The sequence below is a fragment of the Mesorhizobium sp. M0815 genome (genome assembly GCF_040319995.1).
Lineage (GTDB): Bacteria > Pseudomonadota > Alphaproteobacteria > Rhizobiales > Rhizobiaceae > Mesorhizobium.
Window position 1 is genome coordinate 42,001 of record NZ_JAMYOU010000008.1, and the last position, 24,005, is coordinate 66,005.

24 protein-coding genes are annotated in these 24,005 nt (G+C 61.9%); 9 read left to right on the forward strand and 15 right to left on the reverse strand.

Going from position 1 to position 24,005, the window contains the following annotated elements:
- Positions 1-8 precede the first annotated feature (8 nt).
- A complete protein-coding gene (locus NKI01_RS11595; RefSeq protein ID WP_352495088.1) occupies positions 9-635 on the forward strand; it encodes a cytochrome c oxidase subunit 3 in 627 nt (208 codons plus the stop codon).
- Positions 632-886 (forward strand): cytochrome C oxidase subunit IV family protein, encoded by a 255-nt coding sequence (locus NKI01_RS11600; protein ID WP_352791025.1) that lies wholly within the window; start codon positions 632-634, stop codon positions 884-886. The genes NKI01_RS11595 and NKI01_RS11600 overlap by 4 nt, the downstream gene beginning before the upstream one ends.
- 20 nt (positions 887-906) lie before the next feature.
- Here NKI01_RS11600 and NKI01_RS11605 read toward each other — a convergent pair whose 3' ends face one another.
- From NKI01_RS11605 to NKI01_RS11615, 3 genes are all read right to left on the reverse strand, one after another.
- Positions 907-1,224, reverse strand: a complete 318-nt coding sequence (locus NKI01_RS11605; RefSeq protein ID WP_023720522.1) for a DUF768 domain-containing protein — start codon at positions 1,222-1,224, stop codon at positions 907-909.
- A 472-nt stretch (positions 1,225-1,696) separates the two neighbouring features.
- Positions 1,697-3,097 (reverse strand): phospholipase D family protein, encoded by a 1,401-nt coding sequence (locus NKI01_RS11610; protein ID WP_352495087.1) that lies wholly within the window; start codon positions 3,095-3,097, stop codon positions 1,697-1,699.
- A gap of 64 nt (positions 3,098-3,161) precedes the next feature.
- Positions 3,162-3,977: an endonuclease/exonuclease/phosphatase family protein gene (locus NKI01_RS11615; RefSeq protein ID WP_502899431.1), complete on the reverse strand. Its 816-nt coding sequence runs from the start codon at positions 3,975-3,977 to the stop codon at positions 3,162-3,164.
- 181 nt (positions 3,978-4,158) lie between these two features.
- On the opposite strand from NKI01_RS11615, the gene NKI01_RS11620 reads away from it, so the two are divergent.
- Complete coding sequence (locus NKI01_RS11620; protein WP_352473066.1) at positions 4,159-4,569, forward strand: DUF427 domain-containing protein; 411 nt, start codon at positions 4,159-4,161, stop codon at positions 4,567-4,569.
- Between the two features lie 31 nt (positions 4,570-4,600).
- Here the strand turns inward: NKI01_RS11620 and NKI01_RS11625 are convergent, their stop codons facing one another.
- The 4 genes from NKI01_RS11625 to ku form a co-directional block, all read right to left on the reverse strand.
- Complete coding sequence (locus tag NKI01_RS11625; protein WP_023720518.1) at positions 4,601-5,017, reverse strand: HD domain-containing protein; 417 nt, start codon at positions 5,015-5,017, stop codon at positions 4,601-4,603.
- A gap of 132 nt (positions 5,018-5,149) precedes the next feature.
- Positions 5,150-5,521, reverse strand: a complete 372-nt coding sequence (locus tag NKI01_RS11630) for an avidin/streptavidin family protein (RefSeq protein WP_352909710.1) — start codon at positions 5,519-5,521, stop codon at positions 5,150-5,152.
- A 75-nt stretch (positions 5,522-5,596) separates the two neighbouring features.
- Positions 5,597-6,997, reverse strand: a complete 1,401-nt coding sequence (locus NKI01_RS11635) for a PAS domain-containing HWE histidine kinase family protein (protein ID WP_352909713.1) — start codon at positions 6,995-6,997, stop codon at positions 5,597-5,599.
- A 93-nt stretch (positions 6,998-7,090) separates the two neighbouring features.
- Positions 7,091-7,924, reverse strand: a complete 834-nt coding sequence (gene ku / locus NKI01_RS11640) for a non-homologous end joining protein Ku (RefSeq protein ID WP_352909716.1) — start codon at positions 7,922-7,924, stop codon at positions 7,091-7,093.
- A gap of 125 nt (positions 7,925-8,049) precedes the next feature.
- On the opposite strand from ku, the gene NKI01_RS11645 reads away from it, so the two are divergent.
- A complete protein-coding gene (locus tag NKI01_RS11645) occupies positions 8,050-8,514 on the forward strand; it encodes an NUDIX hydrolase (protein WP_023720514.1) in 465 nt (154 codons plus the stop codon).
- Positions 8,515-8,569: 55 nt separating this feature from the next.
- Here NKI01_RS11645 and NKI01_RS11650 read toward each other — a convergent pair whose 3' ends face one another.
- Positions 8,570-9,172: an alpha-ketoglutarate-dependent dioxygenase AlkB gene (locus NKI01_RS11650; protein WP_352909719.1), complete on the reverse strand. Its 603-nt coding sequence runs from the start codon at positions 9,170-9,172 to the stop codon at positions 8,570-8,572.
- Positions 9,173-9,301: 129 nt separating this feature from the next.
- On the opposite strand from NKI01_RS11650, the gene NKI01_RS11655 reads away from it, so the two are divergent.
- Positions 9,302-9,517: a KTSC domain-containing protein gene (locus tag NKI01_RS11655; protein WP_352481443.1), complete on the forward strand. Its 216-nt coding sequence runs from the start codon at positions 9,302-9,304 to the stop codon at positions 9,515-9,517.
- 133 nt (positions 9,518-9,650) lie between these two features.
- Positions 9,651-10,733, forward strand: coding sequence for a sensor histidine kinase (locus NKI01_RS11660; protein WP_023720511.1), 1,083 nt, complete (start codon positions 9,651-9,653; stop codon positions 10,731-10,733).
- A 48-nt stretch (positions 10,734-10,781) separates the two neighbouring features.
- On the opposite strand, the gene NKI01_RS11665 is transcribed toward NKI01_RS11660, so the two are convergent.
- Positions 10,782-11,963, reverse strand: a complete 1,182-nt coding sequence (locus NKI01_RS11665; protein ID WP_023720510.1) for an acetate/propionate family kinase — start codon at positions 11,961-11,963, stop codon at positions 10,782-10,784.
- Positions 11,963-14,374, reverse strand: coding sequence for a phosphoketolase family protein (locus NKI01_RS11670; protein WP_352481445.1), 2,412 nt, complete (start codon positions 14,372-14,374; stop codon positions 11,963-11,965). Before NKI01_RS11670 ends, NKI01_RS11665 begins: the two co-directional genes overlap by 1 nt.
- Positions 14,375-14,673: 299 nt before the next feature.
- Between NKI01_RS11670 and NKI01_RS11675 the strand changes: the two genes are divergently transcribed.
- Positions 14,674-16,674 (forward strand): protein-L-isoaspartate(D-aspartate) O-methyltransferase, encoded by a 2,001-nt coding sequence (locus NKI01_RS11675; protein ID WP_352481446.1) that lies wholly within the window; start codon positions 14,674-14,676, stop codon positions 16,672-16,674.
- Between the two features lie 49 nt (positions 16,675-16,723).
- Positions 16,724-16,969, forward strand: coding sequence for a hypothetical protein (locus NKI01_RS11680; protein WP_023720508.1), 246 nt, complete (start codon positions 16,724-16,726; stop codon positions 16,967-16,969).
- Positions 16,970-17,089: 120 nt separating this feature from the next.
- Here the strand turns inward: NKI01_RS11680 and NKI01_RS11685 are convergent, their stop codons facing one another.
- From NKI01_RS11685 to NKI01_RS11700, 4 genes are read right to left on the reverse strand one after another with little or no spacing between them, the layout of a single operon-like run.
- The gene (locus NKI01_RS11685) at positions 17,090-17,662 is read right to left on the reverse strand and encodes a DUF1772 domain-containing protein (RefSeq protein WP_352548028.1); all 573 of its coding nucleotides are present in this window, start codon (positions 17,660-17,662) and stop codon (positions 17,090-17,092) included.
- Positions 17,659-19,197 (reverse strand): SpoVR family protein, encoded by a 1,539-nt coding sequence (locus NKI01_RS11690; RefSeq protein WP_352548030.1) that lies wholly within the window; start codon positions 19,195-19,197, stop codon positions 17,659-17,661. Before NKI01_RS11690 ends, NKI01_RS11685 begins: the two co-directional genes overlap by 4 nt.
- Complete coding sequence (locus NKI01_RS11695) at positions 19,197-20,519, reverse strand: YeaH/YhbH family protein (protein ID WP_352963233.1); 1,323 nt, start codon at positions 20,517-20,519, stop codon at positions 19,197-19,199. Before NKI01_RS11695 ends, NKI01_RS11690 begins: the two co-directional genes overlap by 1 nt.
- Before the next feature lie 19 nt (positions 20,520-20,538).
- Positions 20,539-22,488: a PrkA family serine protein kinase gene (locus tag NKI01_RS11700; protein ID WP_023720504.1), complete on the reverse strand. Its 1,950-nt coding sequence runs from the start codon at positions 22,486-22,488 to the stop codon at positions 20,539-20,541.
- Between the two features lie 271 nt (positions 22,489-22,759).
- Between NKI01_RS11700 and NKI01_RS11705 the strand changes: the two genes are divergently transcribed.
- Entirely contained in the window at positions 22,760-22,921 is a 162-nt protein-coding gene (locus NKI01_RS11705) for a hypothetical protein (protein ID WP_023720503.1), read from the forward strand.
- A gap of 16 nt (positions 22,922-22,937) precedes the next feature.
- Here the strand turns inward: NKI01_RS11705 and ocd are convergent, their stop codons facing one another.
- Positions 22,938-24,005, reverse strand: coding sequence for an ornithine cyclodeaminase (ocd, locus tag NKI01_RS11710; RefSeq protein WP_023720502.1), 1,068 nt, complete (start codon positions 24,003-24,005; stop codon positions 22,938-22,940).

Sequence of the window (24,005 nt, forward strand, 5' to 3'; positions counted from 1 at the left end):
AGTCACCGATGACAAGCATCGCCTTCGACCGGCCGGCTCGCGAAACGGCAGCCGCCAGCTTTGCCATGTGGGTGTTCATCGGCTCCGAGGCGATGCTGTTCGGCGCCATCCTGCTCGTCTTCATGTTTGCCCGGTTGAGTTATGGCGACGCCTTCGCCGGCGCGGCGAAGCATCTGTCGCTGCCACTGGGCACGGCCAATACCGTCGTCCTGATCACCAGCAGTTTCGCCATGGCGCTCGCCCATATGTACACGGCCGCGCGGCGATGGCGCGCCGCCGGCCGGGCATTGGCTGCGACGGCGCTGCTCGGCGTCGTCTTCCTGGCGATCAAGGCGACGGAGTACGCCAGGGAATTCGGCGAAGGGCTGGCGCCGGTGCTCGGCGCGCCTTTCATCTATAAGGGCCCGGATCCTGTCCATGCCGAATTCTTCTTCGGCCTCTATTTCGCGATGACCTCACTGCATGCCTTGCATCTGATTTGCGGCGTAATCGTCATCGGCGGCATCCTCGCTCTGTGGCCGCGCACGATCGAGGCCAGCCGGTTCCGCCGCGTGCAGGCAATCGGCCTCTATTGGCATTTCGTCGATATCGTCTGGGTCTTCCTGTTCCCCGTCCTCTATCTGATCAACAGATGAGCGAGTTCCGCAAACTCACGCTTGCCTATGTCGGGCTTCTGGCCTTGCTGGCCCTGACTGTCGGCTCGTCCTTCCTGGCGCTTGGCGCCTTCAATTCGGCACTCAACCTGACGATCGCCGCGGCCAAGGCTGCCGTCATCGCCATCCTGTTCATGCATCTGCCCAGCGCCGGCGTCCTGCCGCGTCTTGCGGTCGCTGCTGCCGGGCTTTGGCTGATGATCCTGTTCGGGCTGACGCTGATCGGACAATAGGCCGAAGCGGCGCACCTCGTTCATACCCTTACAGCGGCTCCGGAACGGCTTTGCACGGACGGCTTTTGCTCGGCCGCGGGCATGGAAGCCCTTTGGCCATCGCCATTCAGATGCCGGGCCTCGTCCTCGGCTGCGTCTTCAAGCTTGGCGACGAGCAGATCCTTGAGGTCGCCAACCTCTTCCTCGATGTCTTCGATGGGTACGCCGGCGTCGGCCGCCTCTTCCTCGCATTCCCTGGCGAGGATTTCCGCCTCTCTTTCAAGCCTGATCGGAGGCGGCGGCACATGAACGTTTTCGTGAATCCAGTCCTGCAAGAATTCTATCGCACTATCACTCATGGGGCTCACCTGTAGCGGCAAACTGTAGTGCCATTAACGTACGTGCTGCAAAATGGATGCTTGGCAACGCCGGATTTCGAATAGCGATACTTGACAATAGCGTGATCGCCAAGGAGCTAGAGCTTTGCAGCCAGGGAAATCATTTGGCGTCGCAGAAATGCGGCTAACCAGACAGTTGGAGCGGGATGTAATTTGAAGGCATCCCGCCCTAAGACGCGTTGCGCCGTCGCGCCGGTGTTGCGCGATTCGGGTCGCCGGACGGCCGAACATCGTCATCTGCGGCAGATCGTGTCGGCCGCTCAGCGACACGGTCGGCGCGCATTTTGCGTTTATGCGCCATCCAGAATGGCAAGAGCTCGGCAAGAAAACTGTATATCGTGGTCTTCATCGGCATGCTCCGGACAACGGTTACAACTCGTCATCCCGGAGTTCCGTTCCAGCAAAGAGTTGCGTTCCGGCAAATCCGTCGCCTCTACAATTGCGATTCGATAGGCAGGCATCCAACCAACGCTGCAACGATGCGCCGATAGAGACTGGCCTCGGGTTCATGCGAGTATTGCCGCATCTCGCCATCCGCCATGCCGAGCCACCGCAAGGCGCCTTTGTCCAAGACCAGCTGGTAGCTCGTCTGCGCCGACTTTTCGCGCTCGAACCGCCGGCGCAACTCCATCACCAGATTGGTATCATGGAAAAGCACGCCCATTTCCGCATTCAACGACACCGAACGCGGATCGAAATTGAAGGAACCGACAAACCCCAACGTGTCGTCGACCGTGAAGGCCTTGGTGTGGAGGCTGGCTCCCTTTGAGCCGAAAACGGAGATGTTGGCCTGGCGGTCGAATGGCTGCAATTCGAAAAGCTGGATACCCTTTTTAAGCAGCTTGCGGCGGTATTTGGCATAGGCGCCGTGCACGGCGGCGACGTCCGTCGCGGCGAGCGAGTTGGTCAGGATTGCAACCTCGGCGCCACGGTCCACCAGCTTCGACAGGATGGCCAACCCGGTGCGGCTGGGGATGAAATAGGGCGAGACAATTTCGAGGCGCTGCCTGGTCGCCGCGATAGCGGGAAGCAGCTCCTTTGTCAGCCAGTTCCTGCGCCTCTTGCCGCGCACCTTTTCCGGCGGATCGGAAATGACGCGAACGCCTTTCGTCCAGCAGACGTCGCTGTGCGCTACAATGAACTCCGTGATCGTGCGCCAGGCACGCAGGCTGTTCAAAAGCTGGCCGTCCGCGGTCGCATCGAGATTGTCGAGGAAATCGGCGCGCGAGCCCGCCGTAGCCGGATTGAGCAGTTGGATCGGCTTTGCCGCCTCGCAATTCCAGAACGCCTCGAAGATCTGCATCGTCTGCCCTACGGCAGGACCGAGAAGCAACAGGTCGAGATCACGAAAATTCGTCTCCGCAGCGTCGAAATAGGCATCGCCGATGTTTCTTCCTCCGACGATGGCCAGGCTCTCGTCGGCGATCCAGGCCTTGTTGTGCATGCGGCGGGTCATCGCAAACAGCCGGGCGACCATCTCCAGCGAGCGAAAGATGCTGCCGTTCCTCATGCCGCTGGGGTTGAATAGCCTCAGCTCGATGTTCTTGTAGCTGTTGAGCGCCAGGTAAGCGGCGTCGCTGTTGCGCGGATTGATATCGTCCAGCAGCAGGCGGACGCGGACACCGCGCTCCGCCGCCTTGACGACCTCCTGCATAAGCAGCCGGCCGCTATGGTCGTCGTGCCAGAGATAGTACATCAGGTCGAGGCTGCTGGTAGCACTGCGCGCGGCAAGGATTCGCGCGGCAAACGCGTCATAATTGTCGGCGATCAGCAGCAGTCCGCTATTACCGGCCGCGATCTTGTCCTGGGCAAACCGCGAAATGGCTGTATCCATGAAATGCACCGGCGAACGTCAGCGAAGCAAACGATCTGAAAATCTGACTAACAACCCTTCAGGTTCATTCTGGTTGCAGTCGCGGCTGCCTTATCGCGTCCAGGTTCAGGCGGGCCTTGATGGGCAGATGGTCGGAGGCGCGCTGCGCCAGCGGCGTCTTGTGCACCTCGATGCTGGAAATGAGGTGCGGCGGCCTGGCCAGGATGCGGTCGAGCGCAAACAGCGGAAAGCGCGACGGAAAGCTCGGCAGAACCGCATCGATCGGACCGAAATGCGGCAGCAGGGCCAGCAGCGAAGACCTGTTGCGGACGCGCCACTCGTTGAGATCGCCGAGCAAGATTGTCGGCCGCAGAACCGGGTGCGTGGCTTCGACAAGCGCGTTGGCTTGCTGCGAGCGCGAGCGCCGCAGCAAGCCGAAATGCGCGGCTATGATCCTGAGCGAGACGCCCTTCAGCTCCAGGTCCGCGATAACCGCGCCGCGCGGCTCGAGGCCGGGCAGCCGGATCTGGTTCACGCTTTCGACCACGCCGCGTCGCGCCAGGATCAGATTTCCGTGCCAGCCATGGCTGCGGCGGTTTTCCGGGACATGGGTGGGGACGAGGTCGCTGTCCCGCTCGAGCGCTGCGAGATCCAGCAGTCCCTGCCTGCTTCCGGTTCTTTCGTCGGCCTCCTGCAAAGCAATGATATCGGCGTCGAGTTCCTTGACCACGGCTGCGACCCGCTCCGGATCGAACCTGCCGTCGGTGCCGACGCATTTATGCACATTGTAGGATGCGACCGTGGTGCACGAAATTTCATTGCCGGGTACCGTAAACCGCGGCACTTCCCTTCGCAGCGCAGCGCCAAGCGACCTTGGAAGGGTAGGCGATCGATCCAGCATGTGATCCATTTGCGGTTGAGTCGGTGAGTGGCGGCCATTGCGATTATGGCGCGTGCGGAGGTCTGGAACAACGACGACCTTGCAAAACCGTTCCACCACCGGCCTCGGCGCGCCCGCGGTCTGGAACTCAGACGGGCAACAACACGTTTCGGGAAGGCAGCGCAGTCAACGGAGAAGTCGAATGCAGTCCTTAGCCGCAGATTCCGCCCCCCGCCCAGGCCCGCTCAGGATTGTCCCGTTTGATGGAACCGTGACCGTCCGGTTCTCCGATGCCATTATTGCGTCGAGCGAGCGGGCAAAGGTGCTCTATGAAGACGGCCATGATCCTGTTTTCTACATACCCTTCGAGGACATCTATTTCGACCTCTTGGAGAAGACGAACACGACGAGCCACGGCCCGCTGAAGGGCACGGCAAGCTATTGGCGTGTTCATGCGGTCGGTTCGTCGGCAGAAGACTTCATGTGGGCCTACGAGACGCCCGACACCCCGGCATTGGCGATCGCCCGCCATGGTGCGTTCGATCCCGGCAGGGCGCGGATCGACGCCGATCCCGCGGAAGACAAGCGGCACACGCCGCACGTCACCGAGTAGACCCACATCGGCGACAGCCGCCAGCTGTCCGTCAGCTCGGGAACTCTTCCTTGAGGATGCGCAGGCCGTCTTCGTATTTCGCCGTCGAGGCACCGATCTGCCGTGCCTGCCATAGATTGTCGGCGAGATCGGCGCGCTTGACCGGCAATGCCAGCGGGTTAGCCGCGGCCCTGCGAACGAAGGCGGCATCGTCCTCGTTCGGCCGCCGCGTCATGGCATCGACGGCAGATACGATGGACGGTCCAAACCCGGCCGCCTCAAGCCGGTCGCGGTTCCAGCCGTCGCCTTTTTCGATGACGTCGTGAAGATAGGCGATGGCTTTCTGGTCGAGCGTTTCGACGGCATCGACGACCCGGCGGCAATGTTCGATATAAGGCCTTCCAGTCTTGTCCGCCTGTGCGGCATGGGCCTGTTCGGCGATTTTTGCCGCGCGATACAGCACGCTCATCGGATCGACCCCGTAACGAACAGCGCATTCCTGGCGCACCAACGCGCCATAGTCAGCGCGAGTTCCGATGCACAACGGGACGCCCTGCTCCCTCACTTGCGTGCTGAATGCCGCCGCAGCAGGCGCGACACGTCAGGAGACGCGTTCAAAACTGTCGAGGCTGGTTCCAAAGGCGCGCCAGGCGGGGAGTTTCCTGGCTCGGGCCGGCGCCCCTTCCTTTTCCGCCGACAAAGCGGCATCGGCAACAGTGTGCCACAGCATCTCCAGCTTCCCGTTCCTGAGGATGCCGGTATAGCTCACCGCTGCGGCTCCGACCCGCCCTTCGGCCGCGCAGGTGAAGCCCATGACGTCTCCATGGCAGGCACCGAACAGCGGCACCGTCATGCCGAAGAAGGCGCTGTCCTCCAGCGCCGTCCTGAAGGTTCCGCTGATCCGTCCGCCTTCTTCGCCGGTTATTTCGACCACCGACCCGTACTGGTTCCGCCAGGTGCCCAGCCAACTCATCGTTGCTCCTCCTGATTGCCTCCACAGGGATTGCGTTGCCACACGGCCGCCAAGCCGCGGCCGGTCTAGCGGCCTTCAATCAGCCGCGATGCCAGTCATCGACATCTGCACGAAGTGCAGCGGCGCCTCCAGCGTCCAGGTGATGCCGCTCCTGTCGAATTCCAGGCGTCCGGTGCCGCTGAGCGCCTGCGGCGTGACGCGTTTGAGCACAACCGTTCCGAAACCGCGTCGCGTGTTTTCATCCACCAATGGCCCGTCCAGTTCCCGCCAGACAAGGCGGAAGCCGTCGCTGCCATCGGCGGCTGGCATCACGGTCCATTCGACCTCGACCCGTCCGTCATGGCGCGACAGCGCTCCGTGCTTTACCGAATTGGTGGCCAGCTCGTGAAAGGCAATGCCGAGATATTGCACGGCGTTCGGCTGCAGCATGATCATCGGCCCGCTCATCGACAGCCGGGCCTGTGTCGCGAAGGCCTTGGTCTGGGCATGGATCAATTCGCCGATGGTCGCGCCGCGCCATTCCGCATCGACCAGGAGGTCGTGCGATTCCGAAAGCGCCATGATGCGTTCCCGGACCCGTGAAAGGAAGGCCTCTGGCGTACCCGCCAGCTTGCTGGTCTCGCGGATCATCGAGACGATCACCGAATACTGGTTTTTAACGCGATGGTTGACTTCGCGCATGAGTGTGCGGATGCGCCGTTCGCTTTCCTTGTGGGGGCTGATGTCGCGCGCGATCTTGGAGGCGCCGATGATACGCCCGATGCCGTCGCGTATCGGCGAGATGGTGAGCGAAACCGGTACCAGGGTGCCATCCTTGCGCTGCCGGATAGTCTCGTATGAGGGAATCCGTTCGCCGGCGCGAATGCGGCTGATAATCATGGCTTCCTCATCCAGGTGGTCGGGCGGGATGAGGATCGTCACCGGGCGGCCGATCGCCTCGGCGGGCGTGTAGCCGAACAGGCGTTGTGCGGCGTCGTTCCAGCTGGTGATAATGCCGTTCAGGTCTTTCGACACGATCGCGTCCATCGAGGATTCGACGATGGCAGCGAGCCTTATGCCGACGTCGTCAGCCAGCGCCTGGGTGCGGAGGTCGAGCAAGGTGTTGATGGCGCCGACGACCTCGCCGGTCGCATCGCGAAGCAGGGCCGGGTGCGCGCTGAACGGGATGAACTGGCCGTCCGGCCGCTCGACGATCGCCCGGCCCCCACGAACGTCCCGCTCTTCCAGCAAGGCAACGGCCATCGGACATTCGTCGTGCGCCATCGGTCGCCCGTCGAGGTGGCGAAGCTTCCATGACCCGCACCAGCGGTCCTGGCCGATAACCGGACGATATCCCCAAAGATCGGCAGCGGCTTCGTTGAAGAAGGTGATGTAGCCTTGTCTGTCGGTGGTGTAGACGGCCACAGGCAACGCCTGCATCAGATCGGCGGAGGAAACTTGCGGGATTCCGCCAGTCTTTAGTTCAACGACGTCCACCAGTCCCCCGCTCCGCTTGGCTTGCCGACGGATTGCTTCGTCATCTAAATGCGCGCGAGCGTTTTCGGTTCCGTTCGGTCTGCTTTCGGACATTCAGGCTGATTTGCGTTTCGCGGCCGTTCCCGGACCTTTGCTCGGAGCCTTGCCGCCTTCTTGCGCCAGGCTCTTGCGCAGAACATCGGCGAGATTGACGACGTTCGTCCTCGGCTCGGGTGCCGGCTTGGGCGGTTTCTTGCCCTTGCGCTTGGCTTCGATCATCGCAACCAGCGCCTGTTCATAAGTATCTTCGAACTTCGACGGGTCGAATTTGGCCGGCTTCTTGTCGATCAGCAATTGCGCGATTTCCTGCATCTCCGGATCGACCTTGCGATCCTTCAGCCCTTCGAACACCGCGTCCGCCGCGACCACTTCATTGTGGTTGCGTAATTCCGTCATTACCATGCCCTTGCCCAGCGGTTGGATCAGCACCTCTCGGCCTCGCTGGTAGAGCACGACGCAGGAGCGGGCTGCTACCTTTTTCCTGGCCATGGCGTCCCGGATCACCGCGAAAGCCTCCGTGGAGGGCGCGTCGGCCGGAACGAGATAGTAGGGTTTTTCGAGGTAGCGTGCGTCGATTTCGGCGGCAGGCACGAACTCGCCGATCTCGAGCGTATGCTGCGATACCATCTTCAGTTTCTTGATTTCGTCCGGCTCAATGCGGATGAACTCGCCCTTTTCGACCTCGTAGCCCTTTACCTGCTCGGCCGCCTCGACCGTGTCGCCGGTCTCCTCGTCTATATAGGCGCTCTTGACCGGAAGACCGTCCTTGCGGTTCAGGATCCTGAAATGCACTTTCTCGGCCTCGCTGACGGCGCCGATGATCTTGACGCCACAGGAAACAGATCCGACTTTCATAAAGCCCTTCCAGGCAGCTCGTGGCGTCGCCATGTCGATCACTCATTTGCCGAACGGACGGAACGGCTGCGAGCGGAAATCGTTCCGCCGTGGCAGGCTATTCCATAGGCCCGCCCGGACGAGAACGTTCGTTTCATTTTCGTCAGGGGAATAGCGCAATGGCCAAACGCAGCGCAGGGTTGCTGATCTTTCGCCGAAGCGAAGGACATTTCCAGGTCTTGCTGGTGCATCCGGGCGGCCCATTCTGGGCGAAGAAGGACGACGGCGCATGGTCGATCCCGAAGGGCTTGATCGACGAGAACGAGGACGAGCTAGCGGCGGCAAAACGCGAGGCCGAAGAGGAACTCGGCGTCGCCATCGATGGAGGTTTCGAACACCTTGGCAGCTACCGGCAGCCGGGCGGCAAGCTCGTCATCGCATGGTGCGTCGAGGCGGATTTCGACAGCGACGCCATCAGCAGCAACACCTTCGTCATGGAATGGCCGCCAAGGTCCGGCTCGATGAAGGAATTCGCCGAAGTCGACAGAGCGGGCTGGTTCTCCCTGCCTGAAGCCAACCATAAGATCCTGAAAGGCCAGCGCGCCATGTTGGCGGACTTTGCCAGTCGGCATGGCGACGGATGAATTTGTTTCAGCCCAGTTCTTAAGGGCAGTGCTTGGGCTTCCTCACCGCTCTGCTTTAAGCGCGTTGCGGCCGCAGCGTGCGCAACGTGATCGAATAGCGGTGCTCGGCAACCGGCGGGATGCTGTGCTCCCATTCACTGCGCGCGGCGTCCGTCATCAGATAGGCCGATCTTGGCTCGACGGTGACCGTCTTGCGGTCCCATCGCGTGCCGTTTTTCCGGCGCAGGCGAAAGCTGCACGCGGCCAGCAGGGAAACGCCGGCGACCGCCTCGAAGTGAGGCTTGTCGCGGTGCCAACCGATACCGGCGCCCGGCCGGTACTCATTGATCAGAACCTGCACGAAGGTCTCGGCGGGCAGGCGGGCAAAGGCTGCAACCTTTTCCCTGAGCGGCAGCAGAAAGCCGGGTATCGGCGGTGCCTCGACGACTGCGCGCCGGTCGTAGTCGTAGCGCAGCCCGAAGCCGACTATCCGCCGGTTTGCCAGATGGCCATGAAAGTCGAAAGCCTGAAATGGCTGGCTTGCGAGCTGGCTCGCCAACGCTGCTTCTTCGTCCGGCGTGATCAGTTCGGGCCGGTAGCGGAATCCTTCCGGCCGGTCGTCGGTGGCGGCAAAGAGATCGCCCTGGCGGGCTGCAGCCGATGTCTTGGGCGATGGCATCAACCGTATTTGGTGAAGCCGCCCCGTAGCGGCAAGGCTGCTTCGGCAGCAAGGAACCTCGCTCTCCGTGCAGGGTTATTCACACGACGGCATGGAATGGAGCACTGCCGAGCATTGGACCTGTCGAGGATGCCTTCAACTGCAATCAGGAACATCGATTACCAGCCGGCGACGAGGGTACTCTCCGTATGGTTCGTCCCGAGCGGAAACCGCTATGATTACGAGGACGTGCCGCCGCAGGTCCACGCGGCATTCCGCAAAGCCTCGTCAAAGGGCCGGTTCTTCAACGAGCATATTCGTGACCGGTACAGATACCATCTGGTCGAGCAGAGCCATTCGAACTGAGCCTTCAGGCGCTTCTCAACCACGGTCTCGGTTCTCCGCCATGCCTAGCCGCGCGGTGGCAATGAGCGGACTTCGCAGTTGGCGAGCGACCTGATATTGACCATGGTCCTACCCGAAACATCGAAAGCCTGGAATGTCCGCCGAAGCCGAAAAAACCGAGCAGCTCCAGCAATTGCTCGACAACCTCGACCTGGCGGGCGCCCTGGACAGTGACAGTTATAAAAGGTTCCTCGACCAGCTGCCGATTGCGATCGCAATTTCCGATTTGGGCGGCGATGAACGTGTTGTTTACGTCAATTCCGAGTTCCAGAAACTGTCAGGCGTTTCCGTCGCAGAGCTGGAGCGCCGCAACTGGGCTGCGCTGAGCGGACAAGGCTTGGGCGAATACAAGGACCGGCCGCTGGCCCGGGCCATCGTCGAGGATATCGATCGCGCGGGGACTTTCAGGATGCAACGTGCCGGCACAGAGCCGGTCATGGTCGACGTTTATTCGAACCTGATCGAGGACGAGCGCGGGCGACGGTCCTTTCGACTGGTCGCCCTTGTCGATGTCACCGCGCACAAGGCAAGCGACAGCGAGGCCTTCGAACAACGCATCCGTGAAAAGGACATGCTGCTGCGCGAATTGCAGCATCGGATGAAAAACAATCTCCAGATGATCACGGCTCTCATCAGGTTGGAGGCCCGCAGCGCGGCGTCACCCGATCAGAAACGCTTCGAGCGTCTCGCCGGCCGCGTCGATGCACTCGCAATTCTTTATCAGGCGCTGTCGGCCGACGAACAGAAGGCCGAAGTTGACCTCGGCGTCTATCTCAGCCAGATCGCTTCCGCAGTGATGACGTCGCACGCCGTGCAAGGCATCCGGCTGGATATGAAGGTCGACACCTATCCCGTGTCCATCAACGTGGCGATGCCAACCGGCCTGGTGGTCAACGAGCTTTTGACGAACGCGCTGAAACACGCCTTTCTGGGTCGCGAAGGCGGGACAATCACGCTGCGCAGTGTTGTCGACGGCGACGGCTTTCGCATCGTTGTCGCCGATGACGGCATCGGCCTGCCCGAAGGCGAGACCTGGCCGAAACCCGGCAAGCTCGGAGCGTTGATCGCGCAATCGCTGACCGAGAACGCCAAAGCCCGGTTCGAGGTGGACTCGACCCCCGGCAAAGGAACGCGAGTGACCATCGTCTTCAACAGATCGGCCGCGCTCGCTTCGTAGCCGCACGAGCAGGGCTGCCGCAAGCGGGGTCATTCGAGGCCATCCGCATCAGCCGGGCCCCTCCATTACCTTGCGCGTGTGGCGGGCGATGACACCTTCTTCGTCGGTCGCCACGACGCGGACTTCGACCTTGCTCTCCGCCTGGCTCATCAGCGCGGCATGGGAGCTGTTGGCTGCCTCGTCGATCGCCACGCCGAGCCAGCCAAGCCTGTCGCAAATCGCTTTGCGGGCCGGAGCCGAGTGCTCGCCGATGCCGCCGGTGAACACCAGGCATTCGAACCCGCCCAGCGTGTTGGCGAGGGCGGCAATCTCCCTGGCGGCGCGGAAGGCGAAAAGCTCCACCGCTTCGCGCGCCCGGCGGTCGTCGCTGGCTTCCAGCGTGCGCATGTCGCCGGAAATGCCGGACACGCCGAGCAGGCCGGATTCCTCGTAGAGCATGTCTTGCAGCGCCTCTCCCGAAATCCCTCTTTCCAATAGCAGGTACAAAAGCACGCCCGGATCGATGGCGCCGCAGCGTGTGCCCATGACCAGGCCGTCAAGCGCCGAAAAGCCCATCGTCGTATCGACGCTTCGCCCGTCGCGCATGGCGCACAGGCTCGCCCCGTTGCCGAGATGGGCGACGATGGTTCTTTTCGCCGCCAGATCGGGCGATATCTGCTTGAGCCGGCCGGCGACATATTCGTAGGAAAGCCCGTGAAAGCCGTAGCGGTGGATGCCGTCTGCCTCATAGTGGCGCGGCAGCGCGAAACGGCTGACCAGAGGCTCGATGGTCCGATGGAAGGCCGTGTCGAAGCATCCGACCTGCGGCAGGTCGGGTCGCAACGCGGCAAGCGCCCGGATCGGCGCGAGGCTGCGCGGCTGGTGCAGTGGCGCAAGCGGCGTCAGCCTGTCGAGAGCCTCGATAATTGTCGGCATCAGGCGGACAGGTTCGACGAACTCGCGTCCGCCATGGACGATGCGATGTCCGGCGGCGATCAGTTTCCTTCCGCCAAGTTCGTTCTCGATCCATTGCAGCATCTGGCCGATGCCCATGTCGCGTGATGCGTCTGCGGCAAGTGGCCGATCGCACTGCAGCTCCCCATCGGCGGCTTTCGCGGTCAGCCTTGGCGCATCGCCCAGATCCAGTGAACCGCGCGAGGCAAGATCCAGCTCGGCGGACGCTGCAAGATCGTAAAGTCGGAACTTGATGCTCGACGAGCCGGCATTCAACGCAAGGATCGATCGTCGCATCAATCGCCGGCCCTCGTCGCGCTGTCCTGTGGCCAGGACCATTTCTGGATCTCGGGCATGTCCTCGCCATGTTCGCGGACATAGGCCGTGTGCTCAGCCAATTTCCCATGCAGCGCCGCGGCAAGATCCTTCGCCCGCTCGGCCAGCCCCGGCACGCGCGCGATCGCGGCGAGCGCCAGATGATAGCGGTCGAGCTGGTTGAGCACCACCATATCGAACGGCGTCGTCGTCGTGCCTTCCTCGCGAAAGCCATGCACATGCATGTTGTCGTGGTTGGCGCGCCGGTAGGTCAGGCGGTGAATGAGATAGGGGTAGCCGTGATAGGCGAAGATGACCGGCTTGGCCTTGGTGAACAGCGCGTCGAATCTGTCGTCGGCAAAGCCATGCGGATGCTCGGAATTCGACTGCAAAATCATCAGGTCGACGACATTGACGACGCGGATCTGCAGGTCCGGAATGCCTGAGCGCAGGATGTCGGCTGCGGCAAGCGTCTCCAGCGTCGGCACGTCGCCGGCGCAAGCGAGAACCACATCCGGATCTTCGCCCTTGGCAACCGTCCCGGCCCATTCCCAGATGCCGGCACCGGCCTTGCAGTGCGCTTCCGCGTCTTCGGCGGACAGCCATTGCGGCGCCGGCTGCTTGCCGGCGACGATGACGTTGATGCGGTTGTAGGTTTTCAGGCAATGGTCGGTGATCCACAGCAGCGTGTTGGCGTCGGGCGGGAAATAGAGCCTGACCGTGTCGGCCTTCTTGTTGGCGACGAAATCGGCAAAGCCCGGGTCCTGATGGCTGAAACCATTGTGATCCTGCCGCCAGACATGCGAGGTCAGCAGGTAGTTGAGCGAGGCGACCGGCTTGCGCCAGGCAAGTTCGCCGGAGGTCTTCAGCCATTTGGCGTGCTGGTTGACCATGGAATCGACAATGTGGACGAACGCCTCGTAGCACGAGAACAGGCCATGGCGGCCGGTCAGCAGATAGCCCTCCAGCCAGCCTTGGCAAAGATGTTCACTGAGCACTTCCATGACGCGGCCGTCACGGGAAAGATGGACGTCGTAGGGCTCGATCCGCTCCATCCAGACGCGGTCCGTAACCTCGAACACGTCGTCGAGGCGGTTGGAGGATGTCTCGTCCGGTCCCATCAGCCGGAAATTCCTGGCCTCGGCGTTCAAGCGGACCACGTCGCGAAGATAGCTTCCGACCGTGCGCGTCGCCTCTCCCACAGTGCCGCCCGGACGCGGTACGTCGAGCGCCAGGCCTTTCCAGTCGGGAAGCACGAGGTCCTGTTTCAGCAGGCCGCCATTGGCGTAGGGGATTGCGCCCATGCGTCGTGACCCCGTAGGTGCCAGCGCCGCGAGCTCCGCCAGGAGATGGCCGCCTTTATCGAACAGTTTTTCCGGCTCGTAACTGCGCATCCAGTCTTCGAGGATCTGGCGGTGCGCCGCATCGCCGCGTGCGTTCGATACCGGTACCTGGTGCGAACGCCAGAAATCCTCGACCTTCTTACCGTCGACCTCTTTCGGCCCAGTCCAGCCCTTTGGGCTGCGCAGCACGATCATCGGCCACAGCGGCCGCTCTCCCTTCCAGCCCGCGGCTCGTGCAGGCTCCTGGATGGAGTGGATCCGGTCGAGCACGGTATCGAGCGTGCGGGCCATCTCCCGATGCATCGCAGCAGGTTCATGACCTTCGACGAAGAAGGTTTCGTAGCCATAGCCGAGGAACAGGCTGCGCAACGCCTCGTCTTCCATGCGGCCGAGGATCGTCGGGCTGGCGATCTTGTAGCCATTGAGATGCAGGATCGGCAGGACGGCGCCGTCGGATGCCGGGTTCAGGAACTTGTTGGAATGCCAGGCCGCGGCGAGCGGACCGGTCTCGGCTTCGCCGTCGCCGACGACGCAGGCGACCACAAGGTTCGGATTGTCGAAGGCGGCGCCGAAGGCATGGACCAGTGCATAACCGAGCTCTCCGCCTTCGTGGATCGAGCCGGGCGTCTCCGGAGCCGCGTGGCTCGGCACTCCGCCGGGAAACGAGAACTGCCGGAACAGCTTTCGCAAGCCGTCTTCGTCCTTGCCGACCTCGGGATAGATCTCGCTGTAGGTCCCCTCGAGCCAGGTGTTCGCGACCATTGCCGGGCCGCCGTGACCCGGACCGCAGATGAACAGAACATCGAGACCACGTTCACGGATGATCCGGTTCAGATGCACATAGATGAAATTGAGGCCGGGTGTCGTGCCCCAATGGCCGAGCAGCCGCGGCTTGATGTGCTCGGGCAGCAAAGGCTCGCGCAAGAGCGGATTGTCGAGCAGATAGATCTGGCCAACCGAAATGTAGTTCGCGGCGCGCCAGTAGCGGTCCATCACATCGATCTGGTCAAGGCCGGTTGTTTGCGCAGTGGTGCGGGCCTCGTCGTTCATAGAAATGCCTCCGGAATACCCTCGTCCGTCGTTATCTGGGGTGGCGTCGCGCCGGAGAAAGGATTTGCCTCGAAATAAGTTAGGGCGGCCGCCAGCGCCGCTTGCCGATCCTGCAACCTGGCGAGCCCGACAAAAGCGGGTCGGTCTTTGGGGAACCTCGGGGCTTGCCAACGGTTAGGAAGGTGCACCGCATTGTATGAATCCAGGCGGACTGCCGAGGCCCTGGGACATGGACCGGCCAAAGTGCCGTTTGAGCAGCTTGGGCGATTGTGGCGGAGGCCCATAGGAGGAGCAGAAAAATGCTCGATCTCTCCCATGCCCGCAACCAAATGGTCGACATTCACTTAAGCCGCCGTGGCATTCGCGACCGCAATGTCCTTCAGGCGATGCGCGAGGTGCCGCGCGAGGCTTTCGTCGAGCCTGGTTTTGAAGAATTTGCCTATGAGGACGGGCCGCTGCCGATCGCCGAAGGTCAGACGATATCGCAGCCCTACATCGTTGCGTTGATGATCGAAATGGCGGAGATCGGAGCCGGTGACCACGTCCTCGAGGTTGGCACCGGCTCGGGCTATGCGGCTGCCGTAATGAGCCGGATCGTCGAACGCGTCTACACGATCGAGCGCCACGCCGCGTTGGCTGAAACGGCAAGGCAGCGGTTTAAAAAGCTTGGCTACGACAATATCGAAGTCCGCACCGGCGACGGCACCAAGGGCTGGCCCGAGGCGGCACCCTTCGATGCGATCCTGGTTGCGGCCGCCGGGCCCGGCGCACCGCTCGCCCTGCAAGAACAGCTCGACGTCGCCGGCCGGCTTATCATCCCGGTCGGCGACGAATTCGACTCGCAGCGCCTGCTCAAAGTCACCCGGACTGGCGCAGCAACTTACACCGAGGAGGATTTCGGCGGCGTGCGGTTTGTTCCACTGATCGGCGAGCAAGGCTGGGGCGAGCCAGGCAGCGACAGCCAAATAGCGGCCGATCTTCCGCACCGGCATCAGCGCAGAAGCAGCCTGCCGCAGATGATAGCGACCGCCGCCGAACCGCTTCCGGATTTCGACGATCCCGCCTTCGGTGCGCTGTTCGACCGGTTTGCCGACCGCCGCGTCGTCTTGCTCGGCGAAGCCAGCCACGGCACGTCGGAGTTCTACCGCGCGCGCGCCGCGATCACTCGCAGGCTGATCGAGAAGCATGGCTTCACCATCGTCGCGGTCGAGGCCGACTGGCCCGATGCCGCGGCGATCGACCGCTACGTCCGTCACCGGCCACCGCGGCCGGGCGCCGATCCGCCGTTCCAGCGCTTTCCCACCTGGATGTGGCGCAACACCGACGTCGCGGCGTTCGTCGACTGGATGCGAGAGCATAATGAGCGGATCAGGATATCCTCCCGGCGGGCCGGGTTCTATGGCCTCGACATCTACAATATGGGCGGGTCGATCGCGGCGGTCTTGCAATATCTCGACCGGATCGATCCGCAGGCGGCAAGGATCGCACGCGAGCGCTATGGCTGCCTGACGCCGTGGCAGAACGACCCGGCCACCTATGGCCGTGTCGCACTCACCTCCGGCTACCAGAAATGCGAGAAGGCCGTGCTCGAGCAATGCCGGGAACTGCTTTCCAGAGAGCTCGACTATGCGCAGCAGGACGGCATCGATTTCCTCGACGCCACCCAAAACGCCCGCCTGGTCGCCTCCGCCGAACGCTATTACCGCACCATGTATTACGGCGGCGCGCAGTCCTGGAACCTGCGCGACACCCACATGTTCGAAACACTGGAGCACCTGCTGCAGGCCCGCGGCCCGGCCGCCAAGGCGGTGGTGTGGGCACATAATTCCCATATCGGCGATGCCCGCTATACCGAGATGGGGATCGTCAGGGACGAAGTGAACATCGGCCAGCTCTGCCGCCAGCGTTTTGGCGACGAGGTTGCCTTGATTGGGCTCAGCACGCATTCCGGGACGGTGGCCGCCGCCACCGACTGGGACGGCGACATGGAAGTGAAACCGGTTCGTCCTTCCCACAACGACAGCTATGAGCGGCTTTGCCATGACAGCGGCGTCTCGCCTTTCCTGCTCGATTTCGAGCGCGACGACACGCTGCGCCAACGGCTTCTGGAGCGCCGGCTGGAACGCTTTATCGGCGTTATCTACCGGCCGGAGACCGAGTTGCACAGCCACTATGCGGATGCCTCGCTCGCCCGCCAGTTCGATGCTTTCGTCTGGTTCGATGAAACCAGTGCCGTGACGCCGCTTGGGCCGGAACATGCGGGGACAGGCCTTCCCGAGACCTATCCTTTCGGGCTGTAGCGAATTTGGACCCTGGGGGAAGCGGAAAATCGAAAGAAGGACGTCACCAATGGCCGGAAAGAAGACTCATGAGCAGCAATTGCGCATCATCGAAGAGCGCGAGAACACGAAAAACGCTGGCAAGGATTTCGACGCGGAAGCGGATTTGAAAAAGACCAGGCAAGAGCGCGAGGCGTTCCGGCGCGGTGCCGAGCTCAGATCGGACCCCAAGGACATTGCCGATCCCGACGACCGCAACATCATCCGCGGCGAGCACCAGGAAAGCGCCCACAACAAGCATCGCGCCGACCGCTGAAACGGCGGGATCGCTTAACGTTAAGACAGTATGGCGCCGGTTCCCGTTCCCCGATCTGACGGATGCAGCGTTCGTGGCCGCAAATTGGCGGACGAGGGCGCCGTCTTGATCCCCTCGGCGCTATTCAGCAAAAAATGTCGCGGCGACAGCAATTGAGACGAGGCTCAGCATCGCCAGGCCTGCCCTGGCGACATGCGAAGTCTCCCAGACGTTGCGCAAATCTCTCCAGTCGCCGGTCTGCTTTCGAGAAAACATTGAAAAAAACGTCGCGGCTGATTGCGGCATGGCAACGTCTTGCACCCAGAAATTATTGACGGGATGCGTGACCAACCAATAGGTCGCATGTTCCGCCAGCAGGAAGACAAGCGCCGCCAAGGTCCACCAGAAGCGAGCGCTTGGATAAGGCGTCAGGTAGAGCAGGATGGCGAGTGCAATGATGCCGCCGATCTCGGCAAACCCGCCGATCGTGAAGCCGGGATAGTAGATCGCCTGCACTGATTTGTAGGTAGCCTCCTTGAGGCGCAACTTGCCCGGCAACTCCAAAGCGTGCGCAAGCGACAGCGCCATCGTGACAGCGACCAGAAGAAGGCGGCGATCATCAATACGCGCATGTTCCTGCTCCCTGACCACAGCGTGGTTGGTGATCCGGTAAAGGCGACGCCACCCGACTTCCCTGCAGGCCGGTTCGGTCATTCCCCGATCTGGCTGGTCGACCGTTCGTGGAGTGTGGCGCCGGTCTGCGCGTCGACCGCGACCATGCTGACCTCGTAGCCCCAGAGCTTGCGGATATGGCGCAGCGTGGCGTCACGGCTGCCGCCTTCCAGCACGATGCCGTCCTTGACCTTGTGCTGCAGGCGCAGATGCCGGTCGCCGAGCAGGTCCACGTCCACCACCTGGATGTCCGGCCGGCTGGCGCCGATGTCGTAGCTGTGGGCGAGTGCGGCGCGGACGCTCTCGTAGCCGCGCTCATTGTGTATCGAGGCGACTTCGTAATGCGGGTCGTTGGCGGCATCGGCAAGGACAAAGAACCGCCATTTCCGTATCAGGGTAGGGCTCAGATACTGGCGGATGAAGGACTCGTCGCGATGGTTGGCCCAGGCGTCCAGCAAGGTCTGGCGCCAGTCGCCATTGCCGGCGATATCGGGAAACCAGTCGCGGTCCTCAGCCGTCGGCGCGGTCGAGATGCGCTGGATGTCCTGCATCATGTCGAGACCCAGCGCGTAAGGATTGATACCGGAAAAGCGCGTATCGTCGAACCCTGGCTGGAAGATCACGTTCGAATGGTTGCGCAGGATTTCCAGCATGGCACCTTCGCCGATCAGGCCGCGGTCGAACAAAAGGTTCATCAGCGTGTAATGCACGAAGGTGGCGCAGCCCTCGTTCATCACCTGCGTTTGCCGCTGGGGATAGAAATACTGCGCGATCACGCGGACGATCCGGATGACCTCACGCTGCCACGGTTCCAGGATCAGGCTGTTCTTCTCCAGGAAATAAAGCAGGTTCTCCTCGGGCAGCTTGAGCGATTTCTTGCGCTCCGTCATGGTATCCGTTTCGCGGACCTTGGTGCCGTCCTTGGAAGGCGGCAGCGTGCGCCACAGATCGTTGTAGGAACGTTCCTCGTATTCCAGGCGCTCGCGAATCCCCTCGCGCTGCTTTTCCGACGACAGCTTCGGCGGCCGGTGATATCTGAACACGCCCTGTTCCATCAGCGCATGTGCGGCATCGAGGATCTCTTCCACCGCATCGACGCCGTGCCGCTCTTCGCAGCGGGCAATATAGCCCTTGGCAAAGTCGAGATAGCTGAGGATGGCGCCGGCGTCCGTCCACTGCCGGAAAAGATAATTGTTCTTGAAGAAATGGTTATGGCCGAGCGCCGCGTGCGCCGTCACCAGCGCCTGCAGGGCCATGGTGTTTTCCTCCATCAGATAGACGATGCAGGGATTGGAATTGATGACGAGTTCGTAGGCCAGCCCTCGCCCACCTTTGCGGTAGAGCAATTCCTGGTAGAGGTAGTGCTTGCCGAACGACCAATGCCGGTACATCAGCGGCATGCCGACAGAGGAATAGGCGTCGAGCATCTGTTCGGACGAGATGATCTCCATCTGCACCGGATAGACGTCGAGGTGGAGCTCTTCGGTGGCGACCGCCTCGATGGTCTCGTAGGCGCGCGACAGCGTCCTGAAATCCCAGTCGGAACCGGAAAACAGCAACCCGGATTTGCTCGCCATCAGCCCCCTCTTTCACCGCTCTTTTGATAACCCGGCTGTCTGGCGAAGAGTTGGCGGAAAACCGGGTAGATGTCGGCCGCCGTGGCGATGCGGCTCATCTGGAAGTTCGACCATCTCAGCTTGACCGCACTGTAGGCACGCCACAGCGACGTGCCGTTGTCGGTAGCGCCGAAGATGTGGCTCTCACGCTCGTCGAGGATCTCGACATAGGCAAAATACTGGCAAAGCCGCATGATCTGTTCGTCGAGAAGGGCGATGCAGCGCTCGGAATCGGTGACGAAATTGTCGCCGTCCGAGGCCTGGGCGACATAGATGTTCCATTCGCGGCTGGGATAGCGTTGCTCGACGATGCGGTGCATCTCCTCGAGCGCCGTGGAAACCACCGTGCCGCCGCTCTGGGTGTTGTAGAAGAAGGTTTCCTCGTCCACCTCCTGCGCCTCGTGCGTGTGGCGGATGAAGACGACCTCGGTCCGGTCATAGCGCCGCTTCAGGAACAGGTGCAGCAGCACGAAGAAGCGCTTGGCCAGATCCTTCTCGCGTTCGCCCATCGAACCGGACACGTCCATCAGGCAGAACATCACCGCATTGGCGTTCGGCACCGGCTGGGCGTCGAAGCGGTTGAAGCGGATATCGACCGGATCGACAAAGGCGATCCGCTTGCGGCGGCGCTCCAGCCGCTCAAGCTCTTCCTGCAGCGCCACGATGCGCTGCCGCATCTCGGCGTTTTGCGGCTTGGCCTCCAGCGTCGCGATCTCCTGCGCGACAGCGTCGACCGCCTCCTGCTTGGGACGCCTGAGCGCTATGCGGCGGCCATGGCTGTTGCGCATCGTGCGTCCGACATTGATGTTGGTCGGCGAGCCGGTCGCGGCGAAGCCGGCCCGGCGCGGCTTGAAGGCGAGGATCTCCTTGAGGTTGAGCTTGACCATATCAGGCAGTTCGAGGTCTTCGAAGAAGAGGTCGAGCACCTCTTCGCGCGACAGCACGAAACGGAAACCGTCCTCCGATTCGGTTCTCCCCGGGGCGGATCCCATGCCGCCGCCCTGGCCCGGCTTGGGCAGCCGGTCGCCTGGGGCAAAATGCTTGTTGCCGGGCAGGACGTGCTGGCGGCTGCCGCTGTTCCGGGCATCGTTGAAGCTCGGCTCGCCGGTGCCTCGCGCCGGCATCGAAACGGCATGCTCGGCGTCCACGTCGGCGATCTTGCCGGTGCGGATCTGATCGCGGATGGTGCGCTTCAACTCTTCGCGCGCCCGCCGCAGGAAACGCTGCCGGTTGCCGAGGCTTTTGTCCTTCGGGTTCAGTCGGCGATCGATGAAGATCGGCATATGTTACCCCGGGCTGGCTTCAACCCGCCTTGTTCACCCGCATGTACCAGTCCACCAGCCGGCGGACCTGGCGCTCGGTGTAACCGCGCTGGATCATCCGCTGCACGAATTCGGTATGCCGCTTCTCCGTCACGCTGTCCTGCTTGGAGCCGAAGCTGATCACCGGCAGCAGATCTTCGACCTGCCCGAACATCCGCTTCTCGATGACTTCGCGCAGCTTTTCATAGCTTGTCCATGACGGGTTACGGCCGTGGTTTCTGGCCCGCGCGCGCAGCGTGAACTTCACCACTTCGTTGCGGAAGTCCTTGGGATTGGCGATGCCGGCCGGCTTTTCGACCTGCGACAGTTCGTTGTCCAAAACCTCGCGATTGAGGATCTGGCCGGTATCGGTATCCTTGAAGTCCTGATCCTCGATCCAGGCATCGGCATAGGCGATGTAGCGGTCGAACAGGTTCTGGCCGTATTCGCTGTAGGATTCCAGATAGGCCTTCTGGATCTCGTGGCCGATGAACTCGGCATAACGGGTGGCGAGCTCCGACTTTATGAAATCGAGATAGTCCGCCTCGGTTTCCTTCGGGAACTGCTCGCGCTTGATCGCCTCTTCCAGGATGTACATCAGATGCACCGGATCGGCGGCGACCTCTTCGGTGTCGTAGTTGAAGGTCTGCGACAGGATTTTGAAGGCGAAGCGGGTGCTGACGCCGGTCATGCCTTCATCGACACCGGCCGCGTTTCGGTACTCCTGGACCGACTTCGCCTTGGGATCGGTTTCCTTGAGGTTCTCGCCGTCATAGACGCGCATCTTGGTGTAGAGCGGCGAATTGTCGTGTTCGGCCAGGCGGGTCGAAACGGTGAACCGGCTGAGGATATCGAGCACTTCCGGAGCGCAGGGGCTGGAGGCCAATTCGCTTTCGCGCAACAGCTTCTCGTAGATCTGCCGCTCTTCCGTGACCCGCAGGCAATACGGCACCTTGACCACCAGGATGCGGTCGAGGAACGCCTCGTTGTTCTTGTTGTTCTTGAACTGCAGCCATTCCGATTCGTTGGAATGGGCAACGATGATGCCCTGATAGGGGAAAGCGCCGAAATTCTCGGTGCCGTTGTAGCTGCCTTCCTGGGTCGCGGTCAGCAGCGGATGCAGCACCTTGATCGGCGCCTTGAACATCTCGACGAATTCGAGCAGTCCTTGCGTCGTCCGGTTCAGGCCGCCGCTATAGGAATAGGCATCCGGATCGGACTGGCTGAAGTTTTCCAGCTGCCTGATGTCGACCTTGCCGACCAGGGCCGAAACGTCCTGGTTGTTCTCGTCGCCCGGCTCGGTCTTGGCGATGCCGATCTGGCGAAGCCTGGACGGCATCAGCTTGACGACGCTGAATTTGGAGATGTCGCCGGACAATTCGTCGAGGCGCTTGGCCGCCCAGGGCGAGATCAGGCCGTTCAGCCGCCGCCGGGCGATGCCGTATTTGTCCTCCAAAAGGTCGCCCATGCGGTCGGGGTCGAACAGCCCGAGCGGCGATTCGAAGACAGGGCTGACCTGGCCGCCGACCTTCAGCGTATAGATCGGACGCTGCTCCATCAGCCTTTTCAACTGCTCCGCAAGCGAGGACTTGCCGCCGCCGACCGGGCCGAGGAGATACAGGATCTGCTTGCGTTCCTCGAGCCCTTGCGAGGCATAGCGGAAATAACCGGCGATACGCTCGATCGTATCCTCCATGCCGTAAAAGTCGGCGAAGGTCGGATAGATCTTGATCGTCCGGTTCGAAAAAATACGGCCGAGCCGCTCGTCCTTGCTGGTATCGACAAAGGTCGGCTCGCCGATCGCCTCGACCATCCGCTCGGGCGCCGAGGCGTACATCGACTTGTCCTCGCGGCAGGCAAGCAGATATTGCTGGAGGCTTATCTCCTCCTGCGCCGCATTCTTGTAAACCTCGGAAAACAGATCGAAGACGTCGGATTGATTCTCACGCATGGTATTCCTAGCCCCGGAGCCGGTGTGGCTGCACGTTTGTCTCTTGAACAACCAAATGTCGGAAAGCCCTTGTGGTTCCCTTCACTTTGCAGAGAGTGCCTGTGACCGAATGATAAGACTCTAGATAAGAGCATCCTGCATGCCGACAAGGCGTGGAACGTCCTGCTCGAGGCACAAAATCCTGAATCACGCCACGCGGTGCGGGCGACCTCCGACAAGACGGAGGAACGGTTCTGGTCCTTCCCGGTTGTGAGGGAAAGGAGACGGTTCGATGTTTGAGACTAGTTTGTGGTTGCTCGTTGTTGCAGGCGGTCCACTGCTGCTGGCAATCCTGATCGCCTACGCCCTGCTCACCCAGCGCCGTCGCGGCCCGGCGGAGCGCAGGGAAAGCGAGCGCGCGACCGAGCGCCTGTACCAGGAAAAGAAGGACTGACCGACGGGATCGCAGCTCAGCTGCGGGCAACCGCCAGCCCGGCCACTTTTTCGGCGCGCAGCAGCATGCCGAACAGGTCACGCGGCTCATCGGGATCGGCCAGAAGGTCTAGTTCCTCGTAAAGGCCGGTCCGCTGAAGCTGATCGCGGACGTAGCGTAGCGCGGAAAAATCCTCGATCGCAAAGCCGACGGAATCAAACAGCGTGATCTGTCCGGCGTCCGTCCGGCCTGCTGCCTTTCCTGTCATCACCTGCCACAATTCGGTGATCGGATGGTCCGCATCGAGCTGCTGGCTCTCGCCTTCGATGCGCGTCTGCGGCGGATATTCGACGAAAATATCCGAGCGCAGCAGAATGTCGCGATGCAGCTCGGTCTTGCCCGGGCAGTCGCCGCCGACCGCGTTGATGTGCACGCCGGACCCGACCATGTTGTCGGTCAGGATTGTTGCCGATCGCTTGTCGGCGGTTACCGTGGTGATGATCTGTGCACCTTCAACGGCCTCCTGCGCCGACGCGCAGAGCTTGATGTCGAAACCCATGCCGGCAAGGTTCTTCATGCATTTGGTCGAGGCCGCCGGGTCGATATCGTAGAGGCGCAGCCTGTCGACGCCAAGCAGCGCCTTGAACGCAATAGCCTGAAATTCCGATTGCGCGCCGTTGCCGATGATCGCCATGCATCTGGCGGCCCCGGGAGCGAGGTATTTCGCCGCGACCGCCGAGCTGGCCGCCGTTCGCAGGGCAGTCAGGATGGTCATTTCCGAAAGCAGCATCGGATAGCCGTTGCCGACATCGGCAAGCACGCCGAAAGCGGTCACGGTCTGGCGGCCGTCACGCGTGTTCTTCGGATGCCCGTTGACGTATTTGAAGCCGTAAAGCTGCCCGTCGCTGGTCGGCATCAGCTCGATGACGCCGTCAATGCTGTGCGAGGCGACGCGCGGCGTCTTGTCGAACAGCTCCCAACGCCTGAAATCCTCTTCGATATAGGCGGCAAGCTCGACCAGGAAGCGCTCGATGCCGATGGCAAGCACCAGCTTCATCATGCGGTCGACGCTGACGAACGGAACGATGTTCAAATTGACGGTCAT

What these genes read in the sequence shown, in the direction of transcription:
- NKI01_RS11595 (WP_352495088.1), top strand. Translation starts at nt 9, where the DNA reads ATGACAAGCATCGCCTTCGACCGGCCGGCTCGCGAAACGGCAGCCGCC.
- NKI01_RS11600 (WP_352791025.1), top strand. Translation starts at nt 632, where the DNA reads ATGAGCGAGTTCCGCAAACTCACGCTTGCCTATGTCGGGCTTCTGGCC.
- NKI01_RS11605 (WP_023720522.1), bottom strand. Translation starts at nt 1,224, where the DNA reads ATGAGTGATAGTGCGATAGAATTCTTGCAGGACTGGATTCACGAAAAC.
- NKI01_RS11610 (WP_352495087.1), bottom strand. Translation starts at nt 3,097, where the DNA reads ATGGATACAGCCATTTCGCGGTTTGCCCAGGACAAGATCGCGGCCGGT.
- NKI01_RS11615 (WP_502899431.1), bottom strand. Translation starts at nt 3,977, where the DNA reads ATGCTGGATCGATCGCCTACCCTTCCAAGGTCGCTTGGCGCTGCGCTG.
- NKI01_RS11620 (WP_352473066.1), top strand. Translation starts at nt 4,159, where the DNA reads ATGCAGTCCTTAGCCGCAGATTCCGCCCCCCGCCCAGGCCCGCTCAGG.
- NKI01_RS11625 (WP_023720518.1), bottom strand. Translation starts at nt 5,017, where the DNA reads ATGAGCGTGCTGTATCGCGCGGCAAAAATCGCCGAACAGGCCCATGCC.
- NKI01_RS11630 (WP_352909710.1), bottom strand. Translation starts at nt 5,521, where the DNA reads ATGAGTTGGCTGGGCACCTGGCGGAACCAGTACGGGTCGGTGGTCGAA.
- ku (WP_352909716.1), bottom strand. Translation starts at nt 7,924, where the DNA reads ATGGCGACGCCACGAGCTGCCTGGAAGGGCTTTATGAAAGTCGGATCT.
- NKI01_RS11645 (WP_023720514.1), top strand. Translation starts at nt 8,050, where the DNA reads ATGGCCAAACGCAGCGCAGGGTTGCTGATCTTTCGCCGAAGCGAAGGA.
- NKI01_RS11650 (WP_352909719.1), bottom strand. Translation starts at nt 9,172, where the DNA reads ATGCCATCGCCCAAGACATCGGCTGCAGCCCGCCAGGGCGATCTCTTT.
- NKI01_RS11655 (WP_352481443.1), top strand. Translation starts at nt 9,302, where the DNA reads ATGCCTTCAACTGCAATCAGGAACATCGATTACCAGCCGGCGACGAGG.
- NKI01_RS11660 (WP_023720511.1), top strand. Translation starts at nt 9,651, where the DNA reads ATGTCCGCCGAAGCCGAAAAAACCGAGCAGCTCCAGCAATTGCTCGAC.
- NKI01_RS11665 (WP_023720510.1), bottom strand. Translation starts at nt 11,963, where the DNA reads ATGCGACGATCGATCCTTGCGTTGAATGCCGGCTCGTCGAGCATCAAG.
- NKI01_RS11670 (WP_352481445.1), bottom strand. Translation starts at nt 14,374, where the DNA reads ATGAACGACGAGGCCCGCACCACTGCGCAAACAACCGGCCTTGACCAG.
- NKI01_RS11675 (WP_352481446.1), top strand. Translation starts at nt 14,674, where the DNA reads ATGCTCGATCTCTCCCATGCCCGCAACCAAATGGTCGACATTCACTTA.
- NKI01_RS11680 (WP_023720508.1), top strand. Translation starts at nt 16,724, where the DNA reads ATGGCCGGAAAGAAGACTCATGAGCAGCAATTGCGCATCATCGAAGAG.
- NKI01_RS11685 (WP_352548028.1), bottom strand. Translation starts at nt 17,662, where the DNA reads ATGACCGAACCGGCCTGCAGGGAAGTCGGGTGGCGTCGCCTTTACCGG.
- NKI01_RS11690 (WP_352548030.1), bottom strand. Translation starts at nt 19,197, where the DNA reads ATGGCGAGCAAATCCGGGTTGCTGTTTTCCGGTTCCGACTGGGATTTC.
- NKI01_RS11695 (WP_352963233.1), bottom strand. Translation starts at nt 20,519, where the DNA reads ATGCCGATCTTCATCGATCGCCGACTGAACCCGAAGGACAAAAGCCTC.
- NKI01_RS11700 (WP_023720504.1), bottom strand. Translation starts at nt 22,488, where the DNA reads ATGCGTGAGAATCAATCCGACGTCTTCGATCTGTTTTCCGAGGTTTAC.
- NKI01_RS11705 (WP_023720503.1), top strand. Translation starts at nt 22,760, where the DNA reads ATGTTTGAGACTAGTTTGTGGTTGCTCGTTGTTGCAGGCGGTCCACTG.
- ocd (WP_023720502.1), bottom strand. Translation starts at nt 24,005, where the DNA reads ATGACCGTCAATTTGAACATCGTTCCGTTCGTCAGCGTCGACCGCATG.